20 protein-coding genes, 4 tRNA genes and 1 rRNA gene are annotated in these 22,443 nt (G+C 54.7%); all 25 read right to left on the reverse strand.

The window, feature by feature from the left end; all coding sequences use genetic code 11:
* Window positions 1–6: 6 nt before the first annotated feature.
* Window positions 7–831, reverse strand: coding sequence for a 50S ribosomal protein L2 (gene rplB / locus KZX66_RS09675; protein ID WP_003210080.1), 825 nt, complete (start codon window positions 829–831; stop codon window positions 7–9).
* Between the two features lie 14 nt (window positions 832–845).
* Complete coding sequence (rplW, locus tag KZX66_RS09680) at window positions 846–1,145, reverse strand: 50S ribosomal protein L23 (RefSeq protein WP_002555488.1); 300 nt, start codon at window positions 1,143–1,145, stop codon at window positions 846–848.
* Window positions 1,142–1,744: a 50S ribosomal protein L4 gene (gene rplD / locus KZX66_RS09685; RefSeq protein WP_049711296.1), complete on the reverse strand. Its 603-nt coding sequence runs from the start codon at window positions 1,742–1,744 to the stop codon at window positions 1,142–1,144. Before rplD ends, rplW begins: the two co-directional genes overlap by 4 nt.
* Window positions 1,745–1,756: 12 nt before the next feature.
* Window positions 1,757–2,392 (reverse strand): 50S ribosomal protein L3, encoded by a 636-nt coding sequence (rplC, locus tag KZX66_RS09690; protein ID WP_003194649.1) that lies wholly within the window; start codon window positions 2,390–2,392, stop codon window positions 1,757–1,759.
* 81 nt (window positions 2,393–2,473) lie between these two features.
* Window positions 2,474–2,785, reverse strand: a complete 312-nt coding sequence (rpsJ, locus tag KZX66_RS09695; RefSeq protein WP_003186070.1) for a 30S ribosomal protein S10 — start codon at window positions 2,783–2,785, stop codon at window positions 2,474–2,476.
* Window positions 2,786–2,944: 159 nt separating this feature from the next.
* A complete protein-coding gene (tuf, locus tag KZX66_RS09700) occupies window positions 2,945–4,138 on the reverse strand; it encodes an elongation factor Tu (protein WP_003176426.1) in 1,194 nt (397 codons plus the stop codon).
* A gap of 30 nt (window positions 4,139–4,168) precedes the next feature.
* Window positions 4,169–6,274, reverse strand: a complete 2,106-nt coding sequence (gene fusA, locus KZX66_RS09705) for an elongation factor G (RefSeq protein ID WP_015886136.1) — start codon at window positions 6,272–6,274, stop codon at window positions 4,169–4,171.
* 30 nt (window positions 6,275–6,304) lie between these two features.
* Window positions 6,305–6,775 carry a 30S ribosomal protein S7 gene (gene rpsG / locus KZX66_RS09710; RefSeq protein WP_002555493.1) on the reverse strand — a complete coding sequence of 157 codons (471 nt, stop codon included), beginning with the start codon at window positions 6,773–6,775 and terminating at the stop codon, window positions 6,305–6,307.
* 118 nt (window positions 6,776–6,893) lie between these two features.
* Window positions 6,894–7,265 carry a 30S ribosomal protein S12 gene (rpsL, locus tag KZX66_RS09715; protein ID WP_002555494.1) on the reverse strand — a complete coding sequence of 124 codons (372 nt, stop codon included), beginning with the start codon at window positions 7,263–7,265 and terminating at the stop codon, window positions 6,894–6,896.
* Between the two features lie 216 nt (window positions 7,266–7,481).
* Window positions 7,482–11,681: a DNA-directed RNA polymerase subunit beta' gene (gene rpoC / locus KZX66_RS09720; RefSeq protein ID WP_248078735.1), complete on the reverse strand. Its 4,200-nt coding sequence runs from the start codon at window positions 11,679–11,681 to the stop codon at window positions 7,482–7,484.
* 64 nt (window positions 11,682–11,745) lie between these two features.
* Window positions 11,746–15,819, reverse strand: coding sequence for a DNA-directed RNA polymerase subunit beta (gene rpoB / locus KZX66_RS09725; RefSeq protein WP_248078738.1), 4,074 nt, complete (start codon window positions 15,817–15,819; stop codon window positions 11,746–11,748).
* A 219-nt stretch (window positions 15,820–16,038) separates the two neighbouring features.
* A complete protein-coding gene (rplL, locus tag KZX66_RS09730) occupies window positions 16,039–16,404 on the reverse strand; it encodes a 50S ribosomal protein L7/L12 (RefSeq protein WP_003176432.1) in 366 nt (121 codons plus the stop codon).
* Between the two features lie 78 nt (window positions 16,405–16,482).
* Window positions 16,483–16,983: a 50S ribosomal protein L10 gene (gene rplJ / locus KZX66_RS09735; protein WP_003232405.1), complete on the reverse strand. Its 501-nt coding sequence runs from the start codon at window positions 16,981–16,983 to the stop codon at window positions 16,483–16,485.
* Between the two features lie 200 nt (window positions 16,984–17,183).
* Window positions 17,184–17,879, reverse strand: coding sequence for a 50S ribosomal protein L1 (gene rplA / locus KZX66_RS09740; protein ID WP_003176434.1), 696 nt, complete (start codon window positions 17,877–17,879; stop codon window positions 17,184–17,186).
* A complete protein-coding gene (gene rplK, locus KZX66_RS09745; protein ID WP_003176435.1) occupies window positions 17,879–18,310 on the reverse strand; it encodes a 50S ribosomal protein L11 in 432 nt (143 codons plus the stop codon). The genes rplA and rplK overlap by 1 nt, the downstream gene beginning before the upstream one ends.
* Before the next feature lie 117 nt (window positions 18,311–18,427).
* The gene (nusG, locus tag KZX66_RS09750) at window positions 18,428–18,961 is read right to left on the reverse strand and encodes a transcription termination/antitermination protein NusG (RefSeq protein WP_003176436.1); all 534 of its coding nucleotides are present in this window, start codon (window positions 18,959–18,961) and stop codon (window positions 18,428–18,430) included.
* A 9-nt stretch (window positions 18,962–18,970) separates the two neighbouring features.
* The gene (secE, locus tag KZX66_RS09755; protein WP_248078741.1) at window positions 18,971–19,339 is read right to left on the reverse strand and encodes a preprotein translocase subunit SecE; all 369 of its coding nucleotides are present in this window, start codon (window positions 19,337–19,339) and stop codon (window positions 18,971–18,973) included.
* Window positions 19,340–19,384: 45 nt separating this feature from the next.
* A tRNA-Trp gene (locus KZX66_RS09760) sits at window positions 19,385–19,460 on the reverse strand.
* A gap of 144 nt (window positions 19,461–19,604) precedes the next feature.
* Window positions 19,605–19,680: transfer RNA gene (locus tag KZX66_RS09765), tRNA-Thr, on the reverse strand.
* Between the two features lie 26 nt (window positions 19,681–19,706).
* A tRNA-Gly gene (locus KZX66_RS09770) sits at window positions 19,707–19,780 on the reverse strand.
* Window positions 19,781–19,803: 23 nt separating this feature from the next.
* Window positions 19,804–19,888, reverse strand: a tRNA-Tyr gene (locus KZX66_RS09775).
* Between the two features lie 142 nt (window positions 19,889–20,030).
* Window positions 20,031–20,477 (reverse strand): hypothetical protein, encoded by a 447-nt coding sequence (locus tag KZX66_RS09780; RefSeq protein WP_248078743.1) that lies wholly within the window; start codon window positions 20,475–20,477, stop codon window positions 20,031–20,033.
* Window positions 20,478–20,484: 7 nt separating this feature from the next.
* Complete coding sequence (locus KZX66_RS09785; RefSeq protein WP_248078746.1) at window positions 20,485–21,234, reverse strand: pantothenate kinase; 750 nt, start codon at window positions 21,232–21,234, stop codon at window positions 20,485–20,487.
* A complete protein-coding gene (gene birA / locus KZX66_RS09790; RefSeq protein ID WP_248078748.1) occupies window positions 21,224–22,183 on the reverse strand; it encodes a bifunctional biotin--[acetyl-CoA-carboxylase] ligase/biotin operon repressor BirA in 960 nt (319 codons plus the stop codon). The genes KZX66_RS09785 and birA overlap by 11 nt, the downstream gene beginning before the upstream one ends.
* A 158-nt stretch (window positions 22,184–22,341) precedes the next feature.
* A 5S ribosomal RNA gene (gene rrf / locus KZX66_RS09795) occupies window positions 22,342–22,443 on the reverse strand; the annotation flags it as partial.

A 22,443-nucleotide genomic window follows, 5' to 3' on the forward strand; every position in this document is an offset into this window, starting at 1 on the left:
CTCTATTTACTTGCGACGACGGACGATCATTTTGTCGGTACGCTTATTACCACGAGTCTTCGCGCCCTTAGTCGGGAAGCCCCATGGCGATACCGGATGACGACCACCAGAGGTACGACCTTCACCACCACCATGTGGGTGGTCAACCGGGTTCATGGCAACACCACGAACGGTTGGGCGAACGCCACGCCAGCGTTTGGCACCAGCTTTACCCAGCGAACGCAGGCTGTGCTCGGAGTTCGAGACTTCACCCAGGGTCGCGCGGCATTCAGCCAGCACTTTACGCATCTCACCAGAACGCAGACGCAGGGTCACGTAGACACCTTCACGAGCGATCAGCTGAGCCGAAGCACCAGCGGAACGAGCGATTTGCGCGCCTTTACCTGGCTTCAATTCGATGCCGTGTACGGTGCTACCAACTGGAATGTTACGCAGTTGCAGAGCGTTGCCCGGCTTGATCGGCGCCAAAGCACCTGCGATCAGCTGGTCACCAGCACTCACGCCCTTAGGGGCAATGATGTAGCGACGCTCGCCATCTGCGTACAGCAGCAGAGCGATGTGAGCAGTACGGTTTGGATCGTATTCGATACGCTCGACAGTGGCAGCGATGCCATCTTTGTCGTTGCGACGGAAGTCGACCAGACGATAATGCTGCTTATGGCCACCACCGATGTGACGAGTGGTAATACGACCATTGTTGTTACGACCACCAGTCTTCGATTTTTTCTCGAGCAGCGGTGCGTGAGGAGCGCCTTTATGCAGCTCCTGGTTGACCACCTTGACCACAAAACGGCGGCCAGGGGAAGTCGGTTTGCATTTAACGATTGCCATGATGCACCCCTTCCTTACTCAGCACTGCTGCTGAAATCGAGATCTTGGCCTGGCTGAAGGGAGATAACTGCCTTCTTCCAGTCATTACGCTTGCCCAGACCGCGAGCAGTGCGCTTGCTCTTACCCAGAACATTCAGGGTAGTAACACGCTCTACTTTCACGCTGAACAGGCTTTCGACGGCCTTCTTGATTTCCAGCTTGGTTGCGTCAGTTGCAACCTTGAAAACGAACTGGCCTTTCTTGTCAGCCAGAACCGTAGCCTTTTCGGAAACGTGCGGGCCAAGCAGAACTTTAAATACGCGTTCCTGGTTCATCCCAGCAGCTCCTCGAATTTCTTCACGGCCGACACGGTGATCAACACCTTGTCGTATGCGATCAGACTAACTGGATCGGAACCTTGCACGTCACGTACATCAACGTGTGGCAGGTTACGAGCAGCCAGGTACAGGTTCTGATCAACAGCTTCAGACACGATCAAAACGTCGGTCAGGCTCATGTCGTTCAGTTTGCCCAGTAGGTCTTTAGTTTTTGGACTTTCAACAGCGAAGTCCTGAACCACAACCAGACGATCGGTACGCACGAGTTCAGCAAGGATGGAGCGCAGTGCTGCGCGATACATCTTCTTGTTGAGCTTCTGCGAGTGATCCTGTGGACGAGCTGCGAAAGTGGTACCACCGCCACGCCAGATTGGGCTACGGATAGTACCGGCACGAGCACGGCCAGTACCTTTCTGACGCCAAGGGCGCTTACCGCCACCACGAACGTCGGAACGGGTCTTTTGCTGCTTGCTACCTTGACGGCCGCCAGCCATGTAGGCCACGACTGCTTGGTGAACGAGCGTCTCGTTGAATTCGCCGCCAAATGTCAGTTCGGAAACTTCGATCGCTTGAGCGTCATTTACATTTAATTGCATGTCAGCTTCCCCTTAACCGCGAGCCTTGGCCGCTGGACGTACAACCAGGTTGCCGCCAGTAGCGCCAGGAACAGCACCCTTGACCAACAACAGATTGCGTTCAGCGTCGACGCGCACTACTTCGAGGGACTGCACGGTCACGCGCTCAGCGCCCATATGACCGGACATTTTTTTGCCCTTGAATACACGACCAGGAGTCTGGCACTGGCCAATAGAGCCCGGGACGCGGTGGGAGACGGAGTTACCGTGAGTGTTGTCTTGGCCACGGAAATTCCAACGCTTGATCGTACCCTGGAAGCCTTTACCTTTGGACTGACCGGTTACATCAACCAGTTGACCAGCGGCGAAGATTTCAGCGTTGATCAGATCGCCAGCCTGGTAGTCGCCGTCTTCAAGACGGAACTCCATAACAGTGCGACCAGCTGCAACGTTTGCTTTAGCGAAGTGACCTGCTTGAGCAGCAGTCACACGCGAAGCACGACGCTCGCCGACAGTGACTTGCACTGCACGATAGCCATCGGTCTCTTCAGTTTTGAACTGGGTGACGCGATTCGGCTCGATCTCAATGACCGTAACCGGAATGGAGACACCTTCTTCGGTGAAAATACGGGTCATACCGCATTTACGACCGACTACACCAATAGTCATGTTGTAAACCTCATGAGTGTACGGGGCTTTCACCCGCTATGGCCGCCCATTTCAGAGCGTTACACGACTAAGACCCAAGTCTTAGCCGAGGCTGATCTGTACTTCCACACCGGCCGCCAGATCGAGCTTCATAAGTGCATCAACGGTTTTATCCGTTGGCTGGACGATGTCCAGTACGCGCTTATGAGTACGGATCTCGTACTGGTCACGCGCGTCTTTGTTGACGTGCGGGGAGACCAGAACGGTGAACCGCTCTTTACGGGTAGGCAGTGGAATTGGACCACGCACTTGAGCACCAGTACGTTTCGCGGTTTCCACGATTTCCTGGGTGGATTGGTCGATCAGGCGATGGTCAAAAGCCTTCAACCTGATACGGATTTGCTGATTTTGCATTGGATTTCAGACTCCGGCTGCTATTCCCAGCGAGCGCAATACGCCCGTTAAAAGGAGGCGCAATTCTATAGACGCCCCAGATGGGTGTCAACCCAATAAAAAAGGCCCCCGCTAAGCGGGGGCCTTCTCAAAACATCGAAGCTATCTCAGAAGAGATAATTACTCGATGATTTTAGCTACAACGCCAGCACCAACGGTACGGCCGCCTTCGCGAATAGCGAAACGCAGACCGTCTTCCATTGCGATGGTTTTGATCAGGGTAACAACCATTTTGATGTTGTCGCCCGGCATTACCATCTCAACGCCTTCCGGCAGTTCGCAGTTACCAGTCACGTCAGTAGTACGGAAGTAGAACTGCGGACGGTAGCCTTTGAAGAACGGAGTGTGACGACCGCCTTCTTCTTTGCTCAGCACGTACACTTCAGCTTCGAACTTGGTGTGCGGCTTAACCGAACCCGGCTTAACCAGAACCTGGCCACGCTCAACGTCGTCACGCTTGGTACCACGCAGCAGAACGCCGCAGTTCTCGCCAGCACGACCTTCGTCGAGCAGTTTACGGAACATTTCAACACCGGTGCAGGTGGTGACGGTAGTGTCACGCAGACCAACGATTTCCAGTGGATCTTGAACCTTAACGATACCGCGCTCGATACGACCAGTCACAACAGTACCACGACCGGAGATCGAGAATACGTCTTCGATTGGCATCAGGAACGGCTTGTCGATAACACGGACTGGATCTGGGATGTAGCTGTCCAGAGTCTCAACCAGTTTACGAACGGACGTGGTGCCCATTTCGTTGTCATCTTTGCCTTCCAGAGCCATACGAGCAGAACCGATGATGATCGGAGTGTCGTCACCTGGGAAGTCGTAAGTGCTCAACAGGTCGCGCACTTCCATCTCAACCAGTTCCAGCAGCTCAGCGTCGTCTACCAGGTCAGCCTTGTTCAGGTAAACCACGATGTACGGAACGCCTACCTGGCGGGACAGCAGGATGTGCTCACGGGTCTGTGGCATCGGACCATCAGCGGCCGAGCAAACCAGGATAGCGCCGTCCATTTGAGCAGCACCGGTGATCATGTTCTTCACATAGTCAGCGTGACCTGGGCAGTCAACGTGAGCGTAGTGACGGATCAGCGAGTTGTATTCAACGTGCGCGGTGTTGATGGTGATACCACGAGCTTTCTCTTCTGGTGCGCTGTCGATTTTATCGAAATCAACGATTGCAGAACCGAAAACTTCGGAGCAAACGCGAGTCAGAGCAGCAGTCAGAGTGGTTTTACCGTGGTCAACGTGACCGATGGTGCCAACGTTGACGTGCGGTAGGGAACGATCAAATTTTTCTTTAGCCACGACAATTAACTCCTTGCCTAAAGGACTGAATCAGCCTTGTTTTTTGGATACAGTTTCAGCGATGTGCGCCGGAGCTGTGTTGTATTTTTTGAATTCCATAGAGTAGCTTGCGCGACCCTGAGACATGGAGCGAACGTCGGTCGCATAACCGAACATCTCACCCAACGGAACCTCGGCGCGAATCACTTTGCCGGAAACCGTGTCTTCCATACCCAAGATCATGCCGCGACGACGGTTAAGGTCGCCCATGACATCACCCATATAGTCTTCAGGTGTAACAACTTCTACCGCCATGATTGGCTCAAGCAACTCACCACCGCCCTTCTGGGCCAGTTGCTTGGTTGCCATGGAAGCAGCCACCTTAAACGCCATCTCGTTGGAGTCGACGTCGTGGTAAGAACCGTCAAAAACGGTTGCTTTCAGGCCGATCAGCGGATAGCCGGCAACAACACCGTTCTTCATCTGCTCTTCGATACCCTTCTGGATAGCAGGGATGTATTCCTTAGGAACAACACCACCAACTACTTCGTTCACGAATTGCAGACCTTCCTGACCTTCGTCAGCAGGAGCAAAACGGATCCAGCAGTGACCGAACTGACCACGACCGCCGGACTGACGAACGAACTTGCCTTCGATTTCACAGTTCTTCGTGATGCGCTCACGATAGGAAACCTGAGGCTTACCGATGTTGGCTTCGACGTTGAACTCACGGCGCATCCGGTCAACCAGGATGTCCAGGTGAAGCTCGCCCATGCCGGAGATGATCGTTTGACCAGTCTCTTCATCAGTCTTGACGCGGAAAGATGGATCTTCCTGAGCAAGCTTGCCCAGAGCGATACCCATTTTTTCCTGGTCATCCTTGGTCTTAGGCTCTACGGCTACCGAAATAACCGGCTCCGGGAAGTCCATGCGAACCAGGATGATTGGCTTGTCAGCGTTGCACAAGGTCTCACCGGTGGTGACGTCCTTCATGCCGATCAAGGCCGCGATGTCACCAGCGCGTACTTCCTTGATCTCTTCGCGGGCGTTTGCGTGCATTTGCACCATACGACCCACGCGCTCTTTCTTGCCTTTAACCGAGTTGATCACGCCGTCGCCGGAGTTCAACACACCCGAGTAAACGCGGACGAAGGTCAAGGTACCCACGAATGGGTCAGTGGCAATTTTAAATGCCAGAGCGGAGAACGGTTCTGCGTCGTCTGCATGACGCTCCAGCTCGATAGTCTCGTCATCCGGGTCAGTACCCTTGATGGCAGGAATATCAACTGGTGCCGGCAGGTAGTCGATCACAGCATCGAGAACCAGGGGAACACCCTTGTTCTTGAACGAGGAACCGCAAACAGCCAAGACGATCTCACCAGCGATAGTACGCTGACGCAGAGCGGCTTTGATTTCCACGTTGGTGAGTTCTTCACCTTCGAGGTACTTGTTCATCAGCTCTTCGTTGGCTTCGGCCGCAGCTTCAACCATGTTGTTGCGCCATTCGTCAGCCAGTTCCTGCAGTTCAGCAGGGATAGGCTTGCGAACAGGAACCATACCTTTGTCAGCGTCGTTCCAGTAAACAGCTTCCATGGTCAGCAGATCGATCTGGCCTTGGAAATTGTCTTCGGAACCGATGGCCAACTGGATTGGCACCGGGGTGTGACCCAGACGCTGCTTGATCTGACCGATCACGCGCAGGAAGTTCGCACCAGCACGGTCCATCTTGTTTACGTAAACAAGACGTGGAACGCCGTATTTGTTGGCTTGACGCCATACGGTTTCCGACTGAGGCTCAACGCCCGAGGTACCGCAGAACACAACGACAGCGCCGTCGAGTACGCGCAGGGAACGTTCAACTTCAATGGTGAAGTCTACGTGGCCCGGGGTATCGATTACGTTGAAGCGGTGCTCATCTTTGTACTGCTTCTCGGAACCTTTCCAGAAGGCGGTAATAGCAGCAGAAGTAATGGTAATACCACGCTCCTGCTCCTGAACCATCCAGTCTGTGGTCGCGGCGCCGTCATGCACCTCGCCCATCTTGTGACTTTTGCCGGTGTAAAACAGTACGCGCTCGGTGGTGGTGGTTTTACCAGCATCCACGTGAGCAACGATACCGATGTTACGGTAACGGCTAATCGGAGTAGTACGAGCCATAAAGCCCTCGCAAAATTAGTGAAGCTAAGATTAGAAGCGGTAGTGCGAGAAAGCTTTGTTAGCTTCAGCCATACGGTGCACGTCTTCACGCTTCTTAACAGCAGCACCTTTACCTTCAGCAGCGTCCAACAGTTCGCCAGCCAAACGCAGGGCCATAGACTTCTCGCCGCGTTTACGGGCGAAGTCTACCAACCAGCGCATTGCCAGAGCGTTACGACGGGACGGACGAACTTCAACCGGAACCTGGTAAGTAGCACCGCCTACACGGCGCGACTTCACTTCGACCAGCGGAGCGATGGCGTCGAGAGCTTTCTCGAAGATTTCCAGGGGGTCGCTGTTCTTGCGTTCTTTAACCTTTTCCAGCGCGCCATAAACGATACGCTCGGCAACGGCTTTCTTGCCGCTTTCCATTACGTGGTTCATGAACTTGGCCAGAATTTGGCTTCCGTATTTTGGATCGTCAAGCACTTCGCGCTTGGCTGCTACGCGTCTTCTTGGCATGGATAAGCCCTCAAACGGTCTTCAGGTTCGCTCGGAATTAGCGCCCTTTCGGGACGGCTCCGACCTTACTCTTATCGACTCAGAAAATAAGATGATTCAGTTTTACAAAAAGCCGCTACTACTTAGGCTTCTTGGTACCGTACTTCGAACGACCCTGGTTACGACCTTTAACGCCGGAAGTATCCAAGGAGCCGCGTACGGTGTGGTAACGAACACCTGGCAAGTCTTTTACACGACCGCCGCGGATCAGTACCACGCTGTGCTCTTGCAGGTTGTGGCCTTCACCGCCGATGTACGAGGAAACCTCGAAACCGTTGGTCAGACGCACACGGCATACTTTACGCAGTGCCGAGTTAGGTTTTTTCGGCGTGGTGGTATACACACGAGTGCATACGCCACGACGTTGCGGGCAGTTCTGCAGCGCAGGCACGTCGGATTTCTCGACGATACGCTTACGCGGCTGACGTACCAGCTGGTTGATAGTTGCCATCTACTAGCTCCACTGTTGTCTTGCGACGCTATTGTCTTGCAAGAAAAGCAAAATGGCAGGAACGAATTCCCGCCAAATTTAGGGGTACAAGAGTCTAAAGAGGATCTTGTCCCCAGTCAAGGCAAGGCCCCGACCTCTCCTCTCGTCGAACCGGTGCATAAATGCCTCGATCCGACGAACGGAGCTGCCAGGGCCCGGACTCATCTATCGCAGAACTCAGTTACCGCTTGAGTTCAGCGCTTCGGTCAGTGCAGCTTCCACTTCACTGGCGCTTACACGCAACGGCTTGTCAGCATCACGGCGACGCTTACGCTCGCTGTGGTAAGCCAAACCGGTACCGGCTGGGATCAGACGACCCACAACCACGTTTTCTTTCAGGCCGCGCAGGTAATCGCGCTTGCCGGTTACCGCTGCTTCGGTCAGTACGCGAGTGGTCTCCTGGAAGGAGGCCGCCGAGATGAACGACTCAGTGGACAACGACGCCTTGGTGATACCCAACAACACGCGAGTGAACTTGGAAACAAACTTGTCTTCCGCGCTCAGACGCTCGTTCTCTACCAGTACGTGAGTCAGTTCCATCTGGTCGCCCTTGATGAAACTGGAATCGCCGGATTCAGCGATTTCAACTTTACGCAACATCTGACGCAGGATGGTCTCGATGTGCTTATCGTTGATCTTCACGCCTTGCAGACGGTAAACGTCCTGGATCTCGTTAACGATGTACTTGGCCAGCGCACTCACACCCAGCAGACGCAGGATGTCGTGTGGATCGCTCGGACCGTCAGAGATAACTTCGCCGCGATTTACCTGTTCGCCTTCGAAGACGTTCAGGTGGCGCCACTTCGGAATCAGCTCTTCGTACGGATCGCTACCGTCGTTCGGGGTAATGACCAGACGGCGCTTGCCTTTGGTTTCTTTACCGAACGCGATGGTGCCGCTGACTTCAGCCAGAATCGACGCTTCTTTCGGACGACGAGCTTCGAACAAGTCGGCAACACGCGGCAGACCACCGGTGATGTCGCGGGTCTTCGAAGTTTCTTGCGGGATACGAGCGATAACATCACCGATCGCGATCTTCGCACCATCCGCTACACCGACCAGGGCGTTGGCTGGCAGGAAGTACTGAGCGATTACGTCAGTGCCTGGCAGCAACAAGTCCTTGCCGTTGTCATCGACCATCTTCACGGCAGGACGGATGTCTTTACCGGCAGCTGGACGATCTTTCGCGTCGAGTACTTCAATGTTGGTCATACCGGTCAATTCGTCAGTCTGACGCTTGATCGTGATGCCTTCTTCCATGCCCACGTAGGTCACGGTACCTTTCATTTCGGTAACAATTGGGTGAGTGTGCGGATCCCACTTGGCCACTATTGCGCCAGCGTCGACCTTGTCACCCTCTTTAACCGAAATCACAGCACCGTACGGCAGCTTGTAACGCTCACGCTCACGACCGTAGTCATCAGCGATTGCCAGCTCACCGGAACGAGACACAGCAACCAGGCAACCATCCACTCGCTCAACGTGCTTCAGGTTATGCAGACGGACGGTACCGCCATTCTTCACCTGAACGCTGTCAGCTGCAGAGGTCCGGCTTGCCGCACCACCGATGTGGAACGTACGCATGGTCAGCTGGGTACCCGGTTCACCGATGGACTGGGCAGCAATTACGCCAACCGCCTCACCGATGTTCACCTGGTGACCACGAGCCAAGTCACGGCCGTAGCACTTGGCGCAAATGCCGTAGCGGGTTTCGCAGCTGATCGGCGAGCGAACAATCACTTCGTCGATGCTGTTGAGTTCGATGAACTCGACCCACTTCTCGTCTACCAGGGTGCCGGCAGGAACAATAATGTCCTCGGTGCCTGGCTTGAATACGTCACGGGCGATGACTCGACCCAGTACACGCTCACCCAACGGTTCTACAACGTCGCCGCCTTCGATGTGCGGAGTCATCAGCAGACCGTGTTCGGTGCCGCAGTCAACTTCAGTTACAACCAAGTCTTGCGCAACGTCCACCAGACGACGAGTCAGGTAACCGGAGTTAGCCGTTTTCAACGCGGTATCCGCAAGACCCTTACGAGCACCGTGAGTGGAGATGAAGTACTGAAGTACGCTCAAACCTTCACGGAAGTTCGCAGTAATCGGCGTTTCGATGATGGAGCCGTCCGGCTTGGCCATCAGGCCACGCATACCGGCGAGCTGACGGATCTGCGCAGCAGAACCCCGTGCGCCCGAGTCGGCCATCATGTACATCGAGTTGAACGACTCTTGATCGACTTCTACGCCATGACGGTCGATAACCTTCTCTTTCGAGAGGTTAGCCATCATCGCTTTCGACACTTCGTCGTTGGCCTTGGACCAAAGGTCGATCACTTTGTTGTACTTCTCGCCCTGGGTTACCAGGCCGGAGGCGTACTGGCTTTCGATCTCTTTCACTTCATCAGTTGCAGCATTGATGATCTGGGCTTTTTCATCCGGGATAACGAAGTCGTTAACACCGATGGAAACGCCGGAAATGGTCGAATAAGCAAAGCCGGTGTACATCAACTGGTCAGCGAAGATCACGGTCTCTTTCAAACCAACCACGCGGTAGCACTGGTTGATCAGCTTGGAGATCGCCTTTTTCTTCATCGGCAGGTTGACGACGTCGTACGACAGGCCTTTTGGCACAACTTGATACAGCAAGGCACGGCCGACAGTGGTGTCGACAATACGGGTGCCGCTTACGCTGCCGCCATCACGGTCGTTGACGGTTTCGTTGATCCGCACTTTGACCTTGGCGTGCAGCGCGGCTTCGCCGGCACGGAACACACGGTCAACTTCCTGCAGGTCAGCGAACACACGACCTTCGCCTTTGGCGTTGATCGCTTCACGGGTCATGTAGTACAGACCCAATACAACGTCCTGCGAAGGAACGATGATCGGCTCACCGTTGGCTGGCGACAGAATGTTGTTGGTCGACATCATCAACGCGCGCGCTTCCAACTGGGCTTCCAGTGTCAGCGGTACGTGCACGGCCATTTGGTCGCCGTCGAAGTCGGCGTTGTACGCAGCACAGACCAGAGGGTGCAGCTGGATAGCCTTACCTTCGATCAGTACCGGTTCAAACGCCTGGATACCCAGACGGTGAAGGGTCGGTGCGCGGTTGAGGAGGACCGGGTGTTCGCGAATCACTTCAGCGAGAACGTCCCAAACCTCTGGCAGTTCGCGCTCGACCATTTTCTTGGCCGCTTTGATGGTGGTCGCGAGACCGCGCATTTCCAGCTTGCCGAAGATGAATGGCTTGAACAGCTCGAGCGCCATCTTCTTAGGCAGACCGCACTGGTGCAGACGCAGGGTCGGACCTACGGTAATTACCGAACGACCGGAGTAGTCAACACGCTTCCCGAGCAAGTTCTGACGGAAACGGCCTTGCTTACCCTTGATCATGTCAGCCAAGGATTTCAGAGGACGCTTGTTCGAACCGGTGATAGCACGACCACGACGACCGTTGTCGAGCAAGGCGTCGACAGCTTCTTGCAACATACGCTTTTCGTTGCGCACGATGATGTCCGGAGCGGACAGATCAAGCAGGCGCTTCAAGCGGTTGTTACGGTTGATCACACGGCGGTACAGGTCGTTGAGGTCGGATGTCGCGAAACGACCGCCGTCCAACGGTACCAGCGGACGCAGATCTGGCGGCAGAACCGGCAGAACGGTCAGCACCATCCACTCTGGCAAGTTGCCGGAACCCTGAAAGGCTTCCATCAACTTCAGACGTTTAGACAGCTTCTTGATCTTGGTTTCGGAGTTGGTTTGCGGAATTTCTTCGCGCAGACGGCCAATCTCGTGTTCCAGGTCGATAGCGTGCAGCAGTTCACGGACAGCTTCGGCACCCATGCGGGCATCGAAATCGTCGCCGAACTCTTCCAGCGCTTCGAAGTACTGCTCGTCGTTCAGCAGCTGACCTTTCTCAAGGGTGGTCATGCCTGGATCGATAACGACATAGCTCTCGAAGTAGAGAACGCGTTCGATATCACGCAGGGTCATGTCCATCAGCAAGCCGATACGGGACGGCAGCGATTTCAGGAACCAGATGTGGGCAACCGGCGAAGCCAGTTCGATGTGCGCCATGCGCTCACGACGAACTTTAGCCAGTGCAACTTCAACGCCGCACTTCTCGCAGATCACACCGCGGTGCTTCAAGCGCTTGTACTTACCGCACAGGCACTCGTAATCCTTTACCGGGCCAAAGATCTTGGCGCAGAACAGGCCGTCACGCTCAGGTTTGAACGTACGGTAGTTGATGGTTTCCGGCTTTTTAACTTCACCGAACGACCACGAACGGATCATCTCAGGCGATGCCAATCCAATGCGGATGGCGTCGAACTCTTCGACTTGACCCTGGTTTTTCAGCAAATTCAGTAGGTCTTTCAAGGCCTTTCCTCCTGGCGGAGCAGAGAACGGGCTAAACAGCCCCGCTCTCGATTCGCGTCACGTGTTATTCGGTTTCCAGATCGATATCGATGCCGAGGGAACGAATTTCTTTGATCAACACGTTAAAGGACTCGGGCATGCCCGGCTCCATACGGTGATCGCCGTCCACGATGTTTTTGTACATCTTGGTACGACCGTTCACATCGTCCGACTTCACTGTGAGCATTTCTTGCAGAGTGTATGCAGCACCGTATGCTTCCAGTGCCCAGACCTCCATCTCCCCGAAACGCTGACCACCGAACTGAGCCTTACCACCCAGCGGCTGCTGGGTAACCAGGCTGTACGAACCGGTAGAACGAGCGTGCATCTTGTCGTCCACCAAGTGGTTCAGCTTCAGCATGTACATGTAGCCAACAGTAACCGGGCGCTCGAACTTGTTGCCGGTACGGCCGTCGAACAGCTGCATCTGGCCGCTTTCCGGCAGATCTGCCAGTTTCAGCATGGCCTTGATCTCGCTTTCCTTGGCACCGTCGAACACCGGGGTAGCCATTGGAACGCCGCCGCGCAGGTTCTTCGCCAGATCCAGGATTTCCTGGTCGGAGAAGGTGTCCAGCTCTTCGTTGCGACCGCCGATTTCGTTGTAGATCTCGTGCAGGAACTTACGCAGGTCAGCGACCTTGCGCTGCTCTTCGATCATACGGTTGATCTTTTCGCCCAGACCTTTGGCCGCGAGGCCCAAGTGGGTTTCAAGGATCTGACCAACGTTCATACGCGAAGGTACGCCCAGCGGGTTGAGGACGACGTCGACCGGGGTGCCATTGGCATCGTGCGGCATGTCTTCAACCGGCATGATCACGGAGACCACACCTTTGTTACCGTGACGACCGGCCATCTTGTCGCCAGGCTGAATGCGGCGACGGATTGCCAGGTAAACCTTGACGATTTTCAGCACGCCTGGAGCCAGGTCATCGCCCTGCTGCAGTTTGCGCTTCTTGTCTTCGAACTTGTCGTCCAGCAGACGGCGGCGATCAACGATGTAGGCCTGAGCCTTCTCGAGCTGCTCGTTCAGAGCATCTTCAGCCATGCGCAGTTTGAACCACTGGCCGTGCTCAAGACCGTCGAGGATTTCGTCGGTGATGTCCTGACCTTTTTTCAGACCTGCCCCGCCTTCGGCCTTGTGGCCTACCAGAGCGGAACGCAGACGCTCGAAGGTCGCGCCTTCAACGATACGGAACTCTTCGTTCAAATCCTTGCGGATCTCGTCGAGCTGAGTTTTCTCGATGGACAGTGCACGAGCATCACGCTCAACGCCGTCACGGGTGAAGACCTGTACGTCGATGACAGTACCCTTGGTGCCGGTAGGCACACGCAGAGAGGTGTCTTTAACGTCGCTGGCTTTTTCACCGAAGATGGCACGCAGCAGCTTCTCTTCCGGAGTCAGTTGGGTCTCGCCTTTCGGAGTGACCTTACCAACCAGGATGTCGCCAGCGCCAACTTCAGCACCTACGTAAACGATACCTGCTTCGTCCAGCTTGTTCAGTGCAGCTTCACCCACGTTCGGGATGTCTGCAGTGATTTCCTCAGGCCCAAGCTTGGTGTCACGTGCCACACAGGTCAGTTCCTGGATGTGGATCGTGGTGAAGCGATCTTCTTGAACAACACGCTCGGACAGGCAGATGGAGTCTTCGAAGTTGAAGCCGTTCCATGCCATGAACGCGATGCGCATGTTCTGACCCAGTGCCAGTTCACCCATGTCGGTGGACGGGCCGTCGGCCATGATGTCACTACGCTGAACGCGATCACCCTTGCTCACCAGCGGACGCTGGTTGATGCAGGTGTTCTGGTTCGAGCGGGTGTATTTGGTCAGGTTGTAAATGTCGACACCGGCTTCGCCAGTTTCAACTTCGTCATCTGCAACACGAACCACGATACGGCTTGCATCGACGGAGTCGATTACGCCGCCACGACGAGCCACGACGCAAACGCCGGAGTCACGGGCTACGTTACGCTCCATGCCGGTACCTACCAGCGGCTTGTCGGCACGCAGGGTCGGTACAGCTTGACGCTGCATGTTGGAACCCATCAACGCACGGTTGGCGTCATCGTGCTCCAGGAACGGGATCAACGACGCTGCAACCGAAACTACCTGCTTCGGCGAAACGTCCATCAAGGTGACGTCTTCCGGCGCCTTAACGGTGAACTCATTCAAGTGACGAACAGCTACCAACTCGTCGATCAGAACTTTCTTGTCGTTCATCGTGGCCGAAGCCTGAGCGATCACGTGATCAGCTTCTTCGATGGCGGACAGGAAAACGATCTCGTCGGTGACCAGAGCGTCTTTCACCACACGGTACGGGCTCTCGAGGAAACCGTACTGGTTTGTGCGCGCATAGGCAGCCAGGGAGTTGATCAGGCCGATGTTCGGACCTTCCGGCGTTTCGATCGGGCAAACACGACCGTAGTGCGTCGGGTGTACGTCACGAACCTCAAAGCCAGCACGCTCACGAGTCAGACCGCCCGGGCCCAGTGCGGAAACACGGCGTTTGTGGGTGATCTCGGAGAGCGGGTTGTTCTGGTCCATGAACTGCGAGAGCTGGCTGGAACCGAAGAACTCTTTCACCGCCGCAGCTACGGGCTTGGCGTTGATCAAGTCTTGCGGCATCAGGCCTTCGCTTTCAGCCATTGACAGGCGCTCTTTGACCGCACGCTCAACACGCACCAAGCCAACGCGGAACTGGTTTTCAGCCATTTCGCCTACGCAGCGAACACGACGGTTACCCAGGTGGTCGATGTCATCGACGATGCCTTTACCGTTACGGATGTCGACCAGAGTCTTCAGTACCGCAACGATGTCTTCCTTGCACAACACGCCCGAACCTTCGATCTCGGTGCGACCGATACGACGGTTGAACTTCATGCGGCCGACCGCAGACAGGTCGTAGCGCTCAGGGCTGAAGAACAGGTTGTTGAACAGAGTTTCGGCAGCGTCTTTGGTTGGCGGCTCGCCTGGACGCATCATGCGATAGATCTCGACCAGCGCTTCCAATTGGTTGCTGGTGGAGTCGATCTTCAGCGTGTCGGAGACGAACGGACCGCAGTCGATATCGTTGGTGTACAGAGTCTCGATGCGAACAACCTGGGCCTTGGCGATTTTTGCCAGGATCTCGGTATTCAGCTCGGTGTTGCACTCAGCCAGGATTTCACCTGTGGCCGGGTGAACGATGACCTTGGCGGTCGTGCGACCCAGGACGTAGTCCAGAGGCACGTCCAGCGACTTGATACCGGCTTTTTCGATCTGGTTGATGTGGCGCGCAGTAATACGACGGCCCGCTTCAACAATGACTTTGCCCTTCTCGTCCTGGATGTCCAGAACAGCAATCTCACCACGCAGGCGCGAAGGCACCAATTCCAGGCTGAGGGTTTCATCCTTCAGGCTGAATACGTTGGTGGTGTAGAAAGCGTCCAGCACCTGCTCAGTGGTGTAGCCGAGCGCGCGCAGCAGTACCGAGGCCGGCAGCTTACGACGACGGTCGATACGCACGAACACGCAGTCCTTCGGGTCGAACTCGAAGTCCAACCACGAACCGCGGTACGGAATGATCCGCGCGGAGTACAGCAGCTTACCGGAGCTGTGCGTCTTGCCACGGTCGTGGTCGAAGAACACGCCCGGGGAACGGTGCAGCTGGGAAACAATTACACGCTCGGTACCGTTGATAACGAAGGTACCGTTTTCAGTCATCAATGGGATCTCGCCCATGTAGACTTCTTGCTCTTTGATGTCCTTGATCGCTTTATTCGACGATTCTTTATCGAAAATGATCAGACGGACTTTTACCCGCAAAGGTACGGCGTACGTAACGCCACGCAACACGCATTCTTTGACATCAAATGCCGGTTCGCCCAGGCGATAACCGACGTACTCCAGCGCAGCATTGCCGGAGTAGCTGATGATCGGGAAAACGGATTTGAAGGCCGCATGCAGGCCCACGTCGCGGAACTGATCTTTGGTCGCTCCCGCCTGCAAGAATTCACGATACGAATCCAGCTGGATAGCCAGAAGGTACGGGACATCCATGACGTCCGGCAACTTGCTAAAGTCCTTGCGGATACGTTTTTTCTCAGTATATGAGTAAGCCATCAGCGTTCCCCAGCTTGGTCACCTGCTTGTTTGGCCCCTCCGACGGGAGCAGCCAGAAAATCTTGCAAACCCCATGGTTTGCACCACCGCATCGGGTGGCTACAGCGCGTTAATGGCGGCGACCGAGTCGACAGCCAAGAACGGAAAAAGGCCGGTGGCAAGAGCCACCAGCCATCAGCCTTCAGCTTAAAGCTTGGGCTGGAGACGCAAGGTCGATGCTTACTTCAGCTCGACTTTAGCGCCCGCTTCTTCCAGAGTAGCTTTGGCTTTGTCAGCAGCGTCTTTCGACACAGCTTCCAGAACCTGGGCAGGAGCGCCGTCAACTACAGCCTTGGCTTCTTTCAGGCCCAGACCGGTCAGTTCACGTACTGCCTTGATCACGTTTACTTTCTTCTCGCCAGCTTCCAGCAGCATGACGTTGAATTCGGTTTGCTCTTCAGCAGCGACAGCAGCAACAGCTGGGCCAGCGGAAGCAGCGGCAGCGGAAACGCCGAATTTTTCTTCGAAAGCTTTGATCAGCTCAACAACCTGCAGAACCGACATTTCAGCTACGGCGTTGAGGATATCGTCTTGGGAGATAGACATTGCTGTATTTCCTGAATTGGGGGACGGCCTACGCGGCCATCGAAATAAACAAAAATACGCGAGAGAGTCTGCTCAGCCTTAGGCTGCGGCAGCTTCTTTTTGCTCGCGAACTGCAGCCAGAGTACGAGCCAGCTTGCTGGTAGCGCCTTGAATCACGCTCATCAGCTGCGAAATGGCTTCGTCGCGGGTCGGCAGTGTTGCCAGTACGTCGATTTGGTTAGCTGCGAGGAACTTGCCCTCGAACGCAGCTGCCTTGATCTCGAACTTATCCTGACTCTTAGCGAATTCTTTGAACAAACGGGCAGCAGCGCCTGGATGATCTTTGGAGAACGCAATCAGAGTCGGGCCGGTGAACACGTCGTTGAGGACACTGTATTCAGTGTCAGCAACAGCGCGCTTGAGCAGGGTGTTACGTACAACACGTACGTATACACCAGCTTCACGAGCCTCTTTACGGAGTCCGGTCATAGCGCCTACTGTCACACCACGGGCATCAGCCACGACAGCGGACAGAGCAGCTTTGGCAGCCTCGTTGACTTCAGCGACGATGGCCTTCTTGTCTTCGAGATTAATTGCCACGGGTTTAACTCCTGCTTGTTACCGTTTCATCTGGCCGGAGCCGGATGTCGTTTTGGTGTCTGATTCGGTAAGGAACCGGGAGCACCATCTGCGTAGGCTTTTGGTTTAAGACTTGCGTCGCCTACGGTCTTGGATAGCCCCCGCCAGGCAGGGACCCCAATTTTTTCCAATTGGCGCAATCGCTTGCGCCAATCTGTGTTTTATACGTCCAGCGAACCTTGGTCGATCACCAGGCCTGGGCCCATAGTGGTGCTCAGGGTAACGCGCTTGACGTAGATACCTTTCGAGGAAGCTGGCTTGATGCGCTTCAGATCAGCGATCAGGGCTTCAACGTTTTCCTTCAGCTTGACGGCATCAAAGCCGACTTTGCCAACGGAGGTGTGAATGATGCCGTTTTTGTCGGTGCGATAACGAACCTGACCGGCCTTGGCGTTTTTAACCGCGGTAGCTACGTCTGGGGTTACGGTACCGACTTTCGGGTTAGGCATCAGGCCACGCGGACCCAGGATCTGACCCAGTTGACCAACAACGCGCATTGCATCTGGGGAAGCAATAACCACGTCATAGTTCAGGTCGCCGCCTTTCATTTCGGCAGCCAGGTCATCCATACCAACGCGATCAGCGCCAGCGGCCAGAGCAGCTTCAGCTGCCGGGCCTTGGGTGAAGACAGCAACACGTACAGTCTTGCCAGTACCGTGTGGCAGCACAGTAGCGCTACGGACGACCTGGTCGGATTTACGTGGGTCAACACCCAGGTTCACAGCAACGTCAACGGACTCGCTGAACTTGACAGTCGACAGCTCTGTCAGCAGAGCAGCAGCGTCTACAAAGTTGTAGGACTTGCCCGCTTCGATTTTGCCGGCGATAGCCTTTTGACGCTTAGTCAGCTTAGCCATTACACACCCTCCACGTTAAGGCCCATGCTACGAGCAGAACCGGCGATGGTACGCACGGCTGCATCCATATCAGCTGCAGTCAGATCCGCGTTTTTGGTTTTCGCGATTTCTTCCAGCTGAGCACGAGTCACGGTGCCAACCTTAACGGTGTTAGGACGAGCGGAACCGCTAGTCAGACCAGCAGCTTTCTTCAGCAAAACCGAGGCCGGAGTCGACTTGGTTTCGAAAGTGAAGCTACGGTCGCTGTATACAGTGATGATCACTGGAGTCGGCAGTCCTGGCTCAAGACCCTGAGTACGGGCGTTGAAGGCCTTGCAGAATTCCATGATGTTCACGCCGTGCTGACCCAGAGCGGGACCAACAGGTGGACTTGGGTTGGCCTGAGCGGCCTTCACTTGCAGCTTGATGTAAGCGGTAATCTTCTTGGCCATGAGGCACTCCAATTACGGGTTCAAACGCCTCGAAAGGCTCCCCGGTTACTTGCGCGTTTATCCCAGTGACGACAAAACCCCACAGCCTAGGGCTGCGGGGTTGGGATGCTTGCCCAGCTAGACCTTTTCGACCTGGCTGAACTCTAACTCTACCGGGGTAGAGCGACCGAAAATGAGCACAGCCACTTGGATCCGACTCTTTTCGTAGTTAACTTCTTCGACAGTGCCGTTAAAATCAGCAAACGGACCGTCAGTGACACGAACAACCTCACCCGGCTCGAACAACGTCTTCGGCTTAGGCTTATCGCTGCCATCAGCAACACGACGCAGAATTGCTTCCGCCTCTTTGTCAGTGATCGGAGCAGGCTTATCAGCAGTACCACCAATGAAGCCCATGACACGAGGGGTATCCTTGACTAAGTGCCAAGTACCTTCGTTCATATCCATCTGTACCAGCACGTAGCCAGGGAAGAACTTGCGTTCGCTTTTACGCTTCTGCCCATTCCGCATTTCAACCACTTCTTCAGTGGGAACCAGAATTTCGCCGAAGCCATCTTCCATGCCTGCCAGCTTTACGCGCTCCAGCAAAGAGCGCATAACATGCTTCTCGTAACCCGAGTAAGCATGCACAACGTACCAACGCTTAGCCACGGGACACCCTTAGCCAACAATCAAGGAAACAAGCCAGCCGAGCAGGGAGTCAAGCCCCCACAACAGCAACGCCATAACCAAAACAACAGCCACTACAATCAATGTGGTCTGAGTGGTTTCTTGGCGAGTCGGCCAAACGACTTTACGGATTTCGGTGCGAGCTTCCTTTACCAGGACCGCGAAAGACTTGCCCTTGGCAGTCTGCAGACCCACAAAAGCAGCCACAGCAGCAAGAGCCAGCAAAGCAAGAACACGGTACAGGATCGGCGAAGCAGAATAGTACTGATTGCCAACAACGCCTACGACCACCAAGGCGGCCACAGCGAGCCACTTAAACAGATCGAAACGAGAGCTTTGAGCTTCAGCCTTAGGAGTCATCTATGAAGATCCTGTGAAAAGAAAGCCAGATACACCACGTGAATCTGGCAGGTCAGGAGGGAATCGAACCCCCAACCTACGGTTTTGGAGACCGTCGCTCTGCCAATTGAGCTACTGACCTAAAACAAAATCAGGCCGACCATTATGCAGGCCTGAAAAAGACTTTACAACAACCAACCCCACAAGACCTGAAATCAATCAACAACCTTCAAGCCGAGGCAGCTGTTAAAACAAAGGCAGATATTTTCATATCTGCCTTGTCATATGGAGCTCTTGAGCGGATTTGAACCGCTGACCTCACCCTTACCAAGGGTGTGCTCTACCAACTGAGCTACAAGAGCAAAACACCGTGCACAACCTGCAAACTTGGAGCGGGTAGCGGGAATCGAACCCGCATCATCAGCTTGGAAGGCTGAGGTTCTACCACTAAACTATACCCGCGGAGCTTGCAGCTCACGCTAAAATGGTGGAGGGGGAAGGATTCGAACCTTCGAAGTCGTAGACGTCAGATTTACAGTCTGATCCCTTTGGCCGCTCGGGAACCCCTCCTAAGCGAGCCGGCATTCTATATCATGCCAGCCTTCTGTCAAGCATTTTCTCATTTAAATTATGAGGTTAGCTGCATTGACCGTTGCTTCTCTGCGTCAACCTTAAAGGTCTTCACTGCGAAGCGGGCGCCATTCTATGCAAACTATTCGACAGTTGCAATGCCTTCACACAGCATTATTTTATGTTTTAACTCATTGAATTCCTTAGCAAGGTTTTCAAAGGACAGATCTTCGGCCAGACGCCGGCTTTCTGGGGCCACTCGAAGCCAGTAACCCGACACGTCAGCGACGCTCAGCAACTGGACCTTGACCTTTATATCCAAGCTAGTGAGGCGCTGCTCGACCATCTGAGCCTGATGCTGATCAGCAAAGCCACCTATGTACAAACACGTACTTTGTGCATCCGTGACTTTCAGCCGATCTCTCCGCACAGCGGCGTCCGAAGATTCGCTCAGGAGGCGAATATCTTGCTGAGCGCCTCGAGATAGACTCAGAGGCGTTACGTCCTTGGCGCGCAATGGCGCCTCTTGCTGATGCCAAACGTAGTAAAAGGCGTTGAGGACGAGCAATAACAAAAACAACCAACGCATAAATACCTCAAGACAAAGGGCACGCCATCGCAAGACCAACAAACACCAGATCTGGAACGAGCAGAGCCTGCGGTACAGCATCCGAGATCAAATCTGCATCCCCCCCGGTCAGGAAGACTGTAAATTCACTCCCCCAGTAGCTACGAGCCAGCTCCAGCTGAGTGAGCACAAACCCTCTAAGCATAAGCATACACCCACGCTCAACCGCCTCTACCGTTGTACGCCCCGGCGAGAAACCTTCCAGAGCGCGCTCTGCAGCAGCATCGTCATAACGAATCTTACGCGTATGTGTTCGTAGCTGACTGCGCATAAGAGGCATACCTGGGCAAATGAAACCACCCAGGTGCTCACCGTCGGCGGCAACGAAATCAGCAGTCGCGGCAGTGCCGAAATCCAGAACGAGGCACGCGCGGGCCGCTAACTTGTACCCACCCAACACCGCCAGCCAGCGATCAAGACCCAGTCGCTCGAAATCCTCATAACCATTGCGTACCCCTGCCAGTTCCTTAGCAGGCGCAGCGCAGGAGACCGCAACACCGAACGCCCTTACAAGAGCCGACACCAGCGCCTCAGTCTCCTCTGATGCGCGAACACTCACGAGCCTGCAGTGCACCAGCGACAAGCCTGGAAGCGCTACAAGGCTTTGAATCAAGACCTCATCCGAGCTCGCGACACCTTCCGCAAAAGTTATTACTGTGACGGAATCCAGTACTCGCCATTTTATAAAGCTATTCCCACAGTCGAGCTCAAGAATCATCACGCAACCTCAGGCTTAGCTCACCACCGCTGTATATTTTCTCCACTCCGCTCACACCCAAACGTAACGCGCCCTGACTGTCTATACCCAGCACTACGCCATCAACCTGATTGACTCCAGCAATAAGAGAAACTGCTCGCCCCTGCCAAAGGTGACTCGACTCCCACTCCTGCTGGAGGGCGGAAAAGCCAAATGCTCGATGCCTTTCCAGGTAATGCTGCAACTGCATCCCTAGCTGTGCCACCAAGCAATTACGATTGATAGACGCTCCAGTCTCAAGATGCACCGAAGTCCATTGCTGGTCGACATCTGCTGCACTTTGCATATTTACGTTTATGCCGATACCGAGTACTACGTGACAAATATCCGCAGGATCTCCGACTAATTCCAGCAGGATGCCTGCGATTTTTTTCGGACCCACCAGGACGTCGTTTGGCCATTTCAAGCCAGCATTCTGTACACCTGCATTTTGCAAGGTCTGCATGACTGCCAATCCGACAACCAGGCTGAGCCCCTCCAACTGCCGTAAACCACCCTCAATGCGCAACACAAGGCTGTAATAGATATTCTGAGCAAATGGGCTTACCCACTTGCGGCCGCGCCTGCCACGCCCCGCACTCTGCTGCTCAGCGAGCACCAAAAACGGCGTATTGCACGCACCGCCTATCAGCCTTAGAGCCTCAGCATTTGTAGAGTCGATAGAGTCGAATATATGAATAGGCCATGCCAACGACGGCGCATTTGCGCCTATCTCTTCAGCATCCAGCAAAAACAGAGGCGCAGCGAGCTGATATCCTTTACCCCGAACTTTATGAATAGGTAGATTTAATTCCCCCTCAAGATGCTGGAGCTGCTTCCATACAGCACTACGACTCACCCCCAAGGCAGCACCTAGGGCCTCACCGGAATGAAATCGTCCATCTTTTAGAAGTTTTAACAGCGTCAGCATGCAGGTATCGCCTCACAATGAGGCACGCATGATAGCCATGCGCAGGGCCATTGCATAGAAAGGGTACACTTCAGCCCATCAATAAGCCTCCACGTACTTTCCGAGCGCCCAAAACAAAACCCCTGTCTGCGTGAGCAAACAGGGGTTCTGGAATTTAATCTTGACGATGACCTACTCTCACATGGGGAAACCCCACACTACCATCGGCGATGCATCGTTTCACTGCTGAGTTCGGGATGGGATCAGGTGGTTCCAATGCT

The sequence above is a fragment of the Pseudomonas sp. EYE_354 genome, from assembly GCF_023148575.1.
Lineage (GTDB): Bacteria > Pseudomonadota > Gammaproteobacteria > Pseudomonadales > Pseudomonadaceae > Aquipseudomonas.

Coding starts and splice junctions, on each gene's coding strand:
- rpsG (WP_002555493.1), bottom strand. CDS start 6,775: ATGCCAAGAAGACGCGTAGCAGCCAAGCGCGAAGTGCTTGACGATCCA.
- fusA (WP_015886136.1), bottom strand. CDS start 6,274: ATGGCTCGTACTACTCCGATTAGCCGTTACCGTAACATCGGTATCGTT.
- rpoB (WP_248078738.1), bottom strand. CDS start 15,819: ATGGCTTACTCATATACTGAGAAAAAACGTATCCGCAAGGACTTTAGC.
- rplB (WP_003210080.1), bottom strand. CDS start 831: ATGGCAATCGTTAAATGCAAACCGACTTCCCCTGGCCGCCGTTTTGTG.
- rplC (WP_003194649.1), bottom strand. CDS start 2,392: ATGACTATTGGTGTAGTCGGTCGTAAATGCGGTATGACCCGTATTTTC.
- rplL (WP_003176432.1), bottom strand. CDS start 16,404: ATGTCTATCTCCCAAGACGATATCCTCAACGCCGTAGCTGAAATGTCG.
- KZX66_RS09785 (WP_248078746.1), bottom strand. CDS start 21,234: ATGATTCTTGAGCTCGACTGTGGGAATAGCTTTATAAAATGGCGAGTA.
- rpsJ (WP_003186070.1), bottom strand. CDS start 2,785: ATGCAAAATCAGCAAATCCGTATCAGGTTGAAGGCTTTTGACCATCGC.
- birA (WP_248078748.1), bottom strand. CDS start 22,183: ATGCTGACGCTGTTAAAACTTCTAAAAGATGGACGATTTCATTCCGGT.
- rplK (WP_003176435.1), bottom strand. CDS start 18,310: ATGGCCAAGAAGATTACCGCTTACATCAAGCTGCAAGTGAAGGCCGCT.
- KZX66_RS09780 (WP_248078743.1), bottom strand. CDS start 20,477: ATGCGTTGGTTGTTTTTGTTATTGCTCGTCCTCAACGCCTTTTACTAC.
- secE (WP_248078741.1), bottom strand. CDS start 19,339: ATGACTCCTAAGGCTGAAGCTCAAAGCTCTCGTTTCGATCTGTTTAAG.
- rplD (WP_049711296.1), bottom strand. CDS start 1,744: ATGCAATTAAATGTAAATGACGCTCAAGCGATCGAAGTTTCCGAACTG.
- rplW (WP_002555488.1), bottom strand. CDS start 1,145: ATGAACCAGGAACGCGTATTTAAAGTTCTGCTTGGCCCGCACGTTTCC.
- rpsL (WP_002555494.1), bottom strand. CDS start 7,265: ATGGCAACTATCAACCAGCTGGTACGTCAGCCGCGTAAGCGTATCGTC.
- rplA (WP_003176434.1), bottom strand. CDS start 17,879: ATGGCTAAGCTGACTAAGCGTCAAAAGGCTATCGCCGGCAAAATCGAA.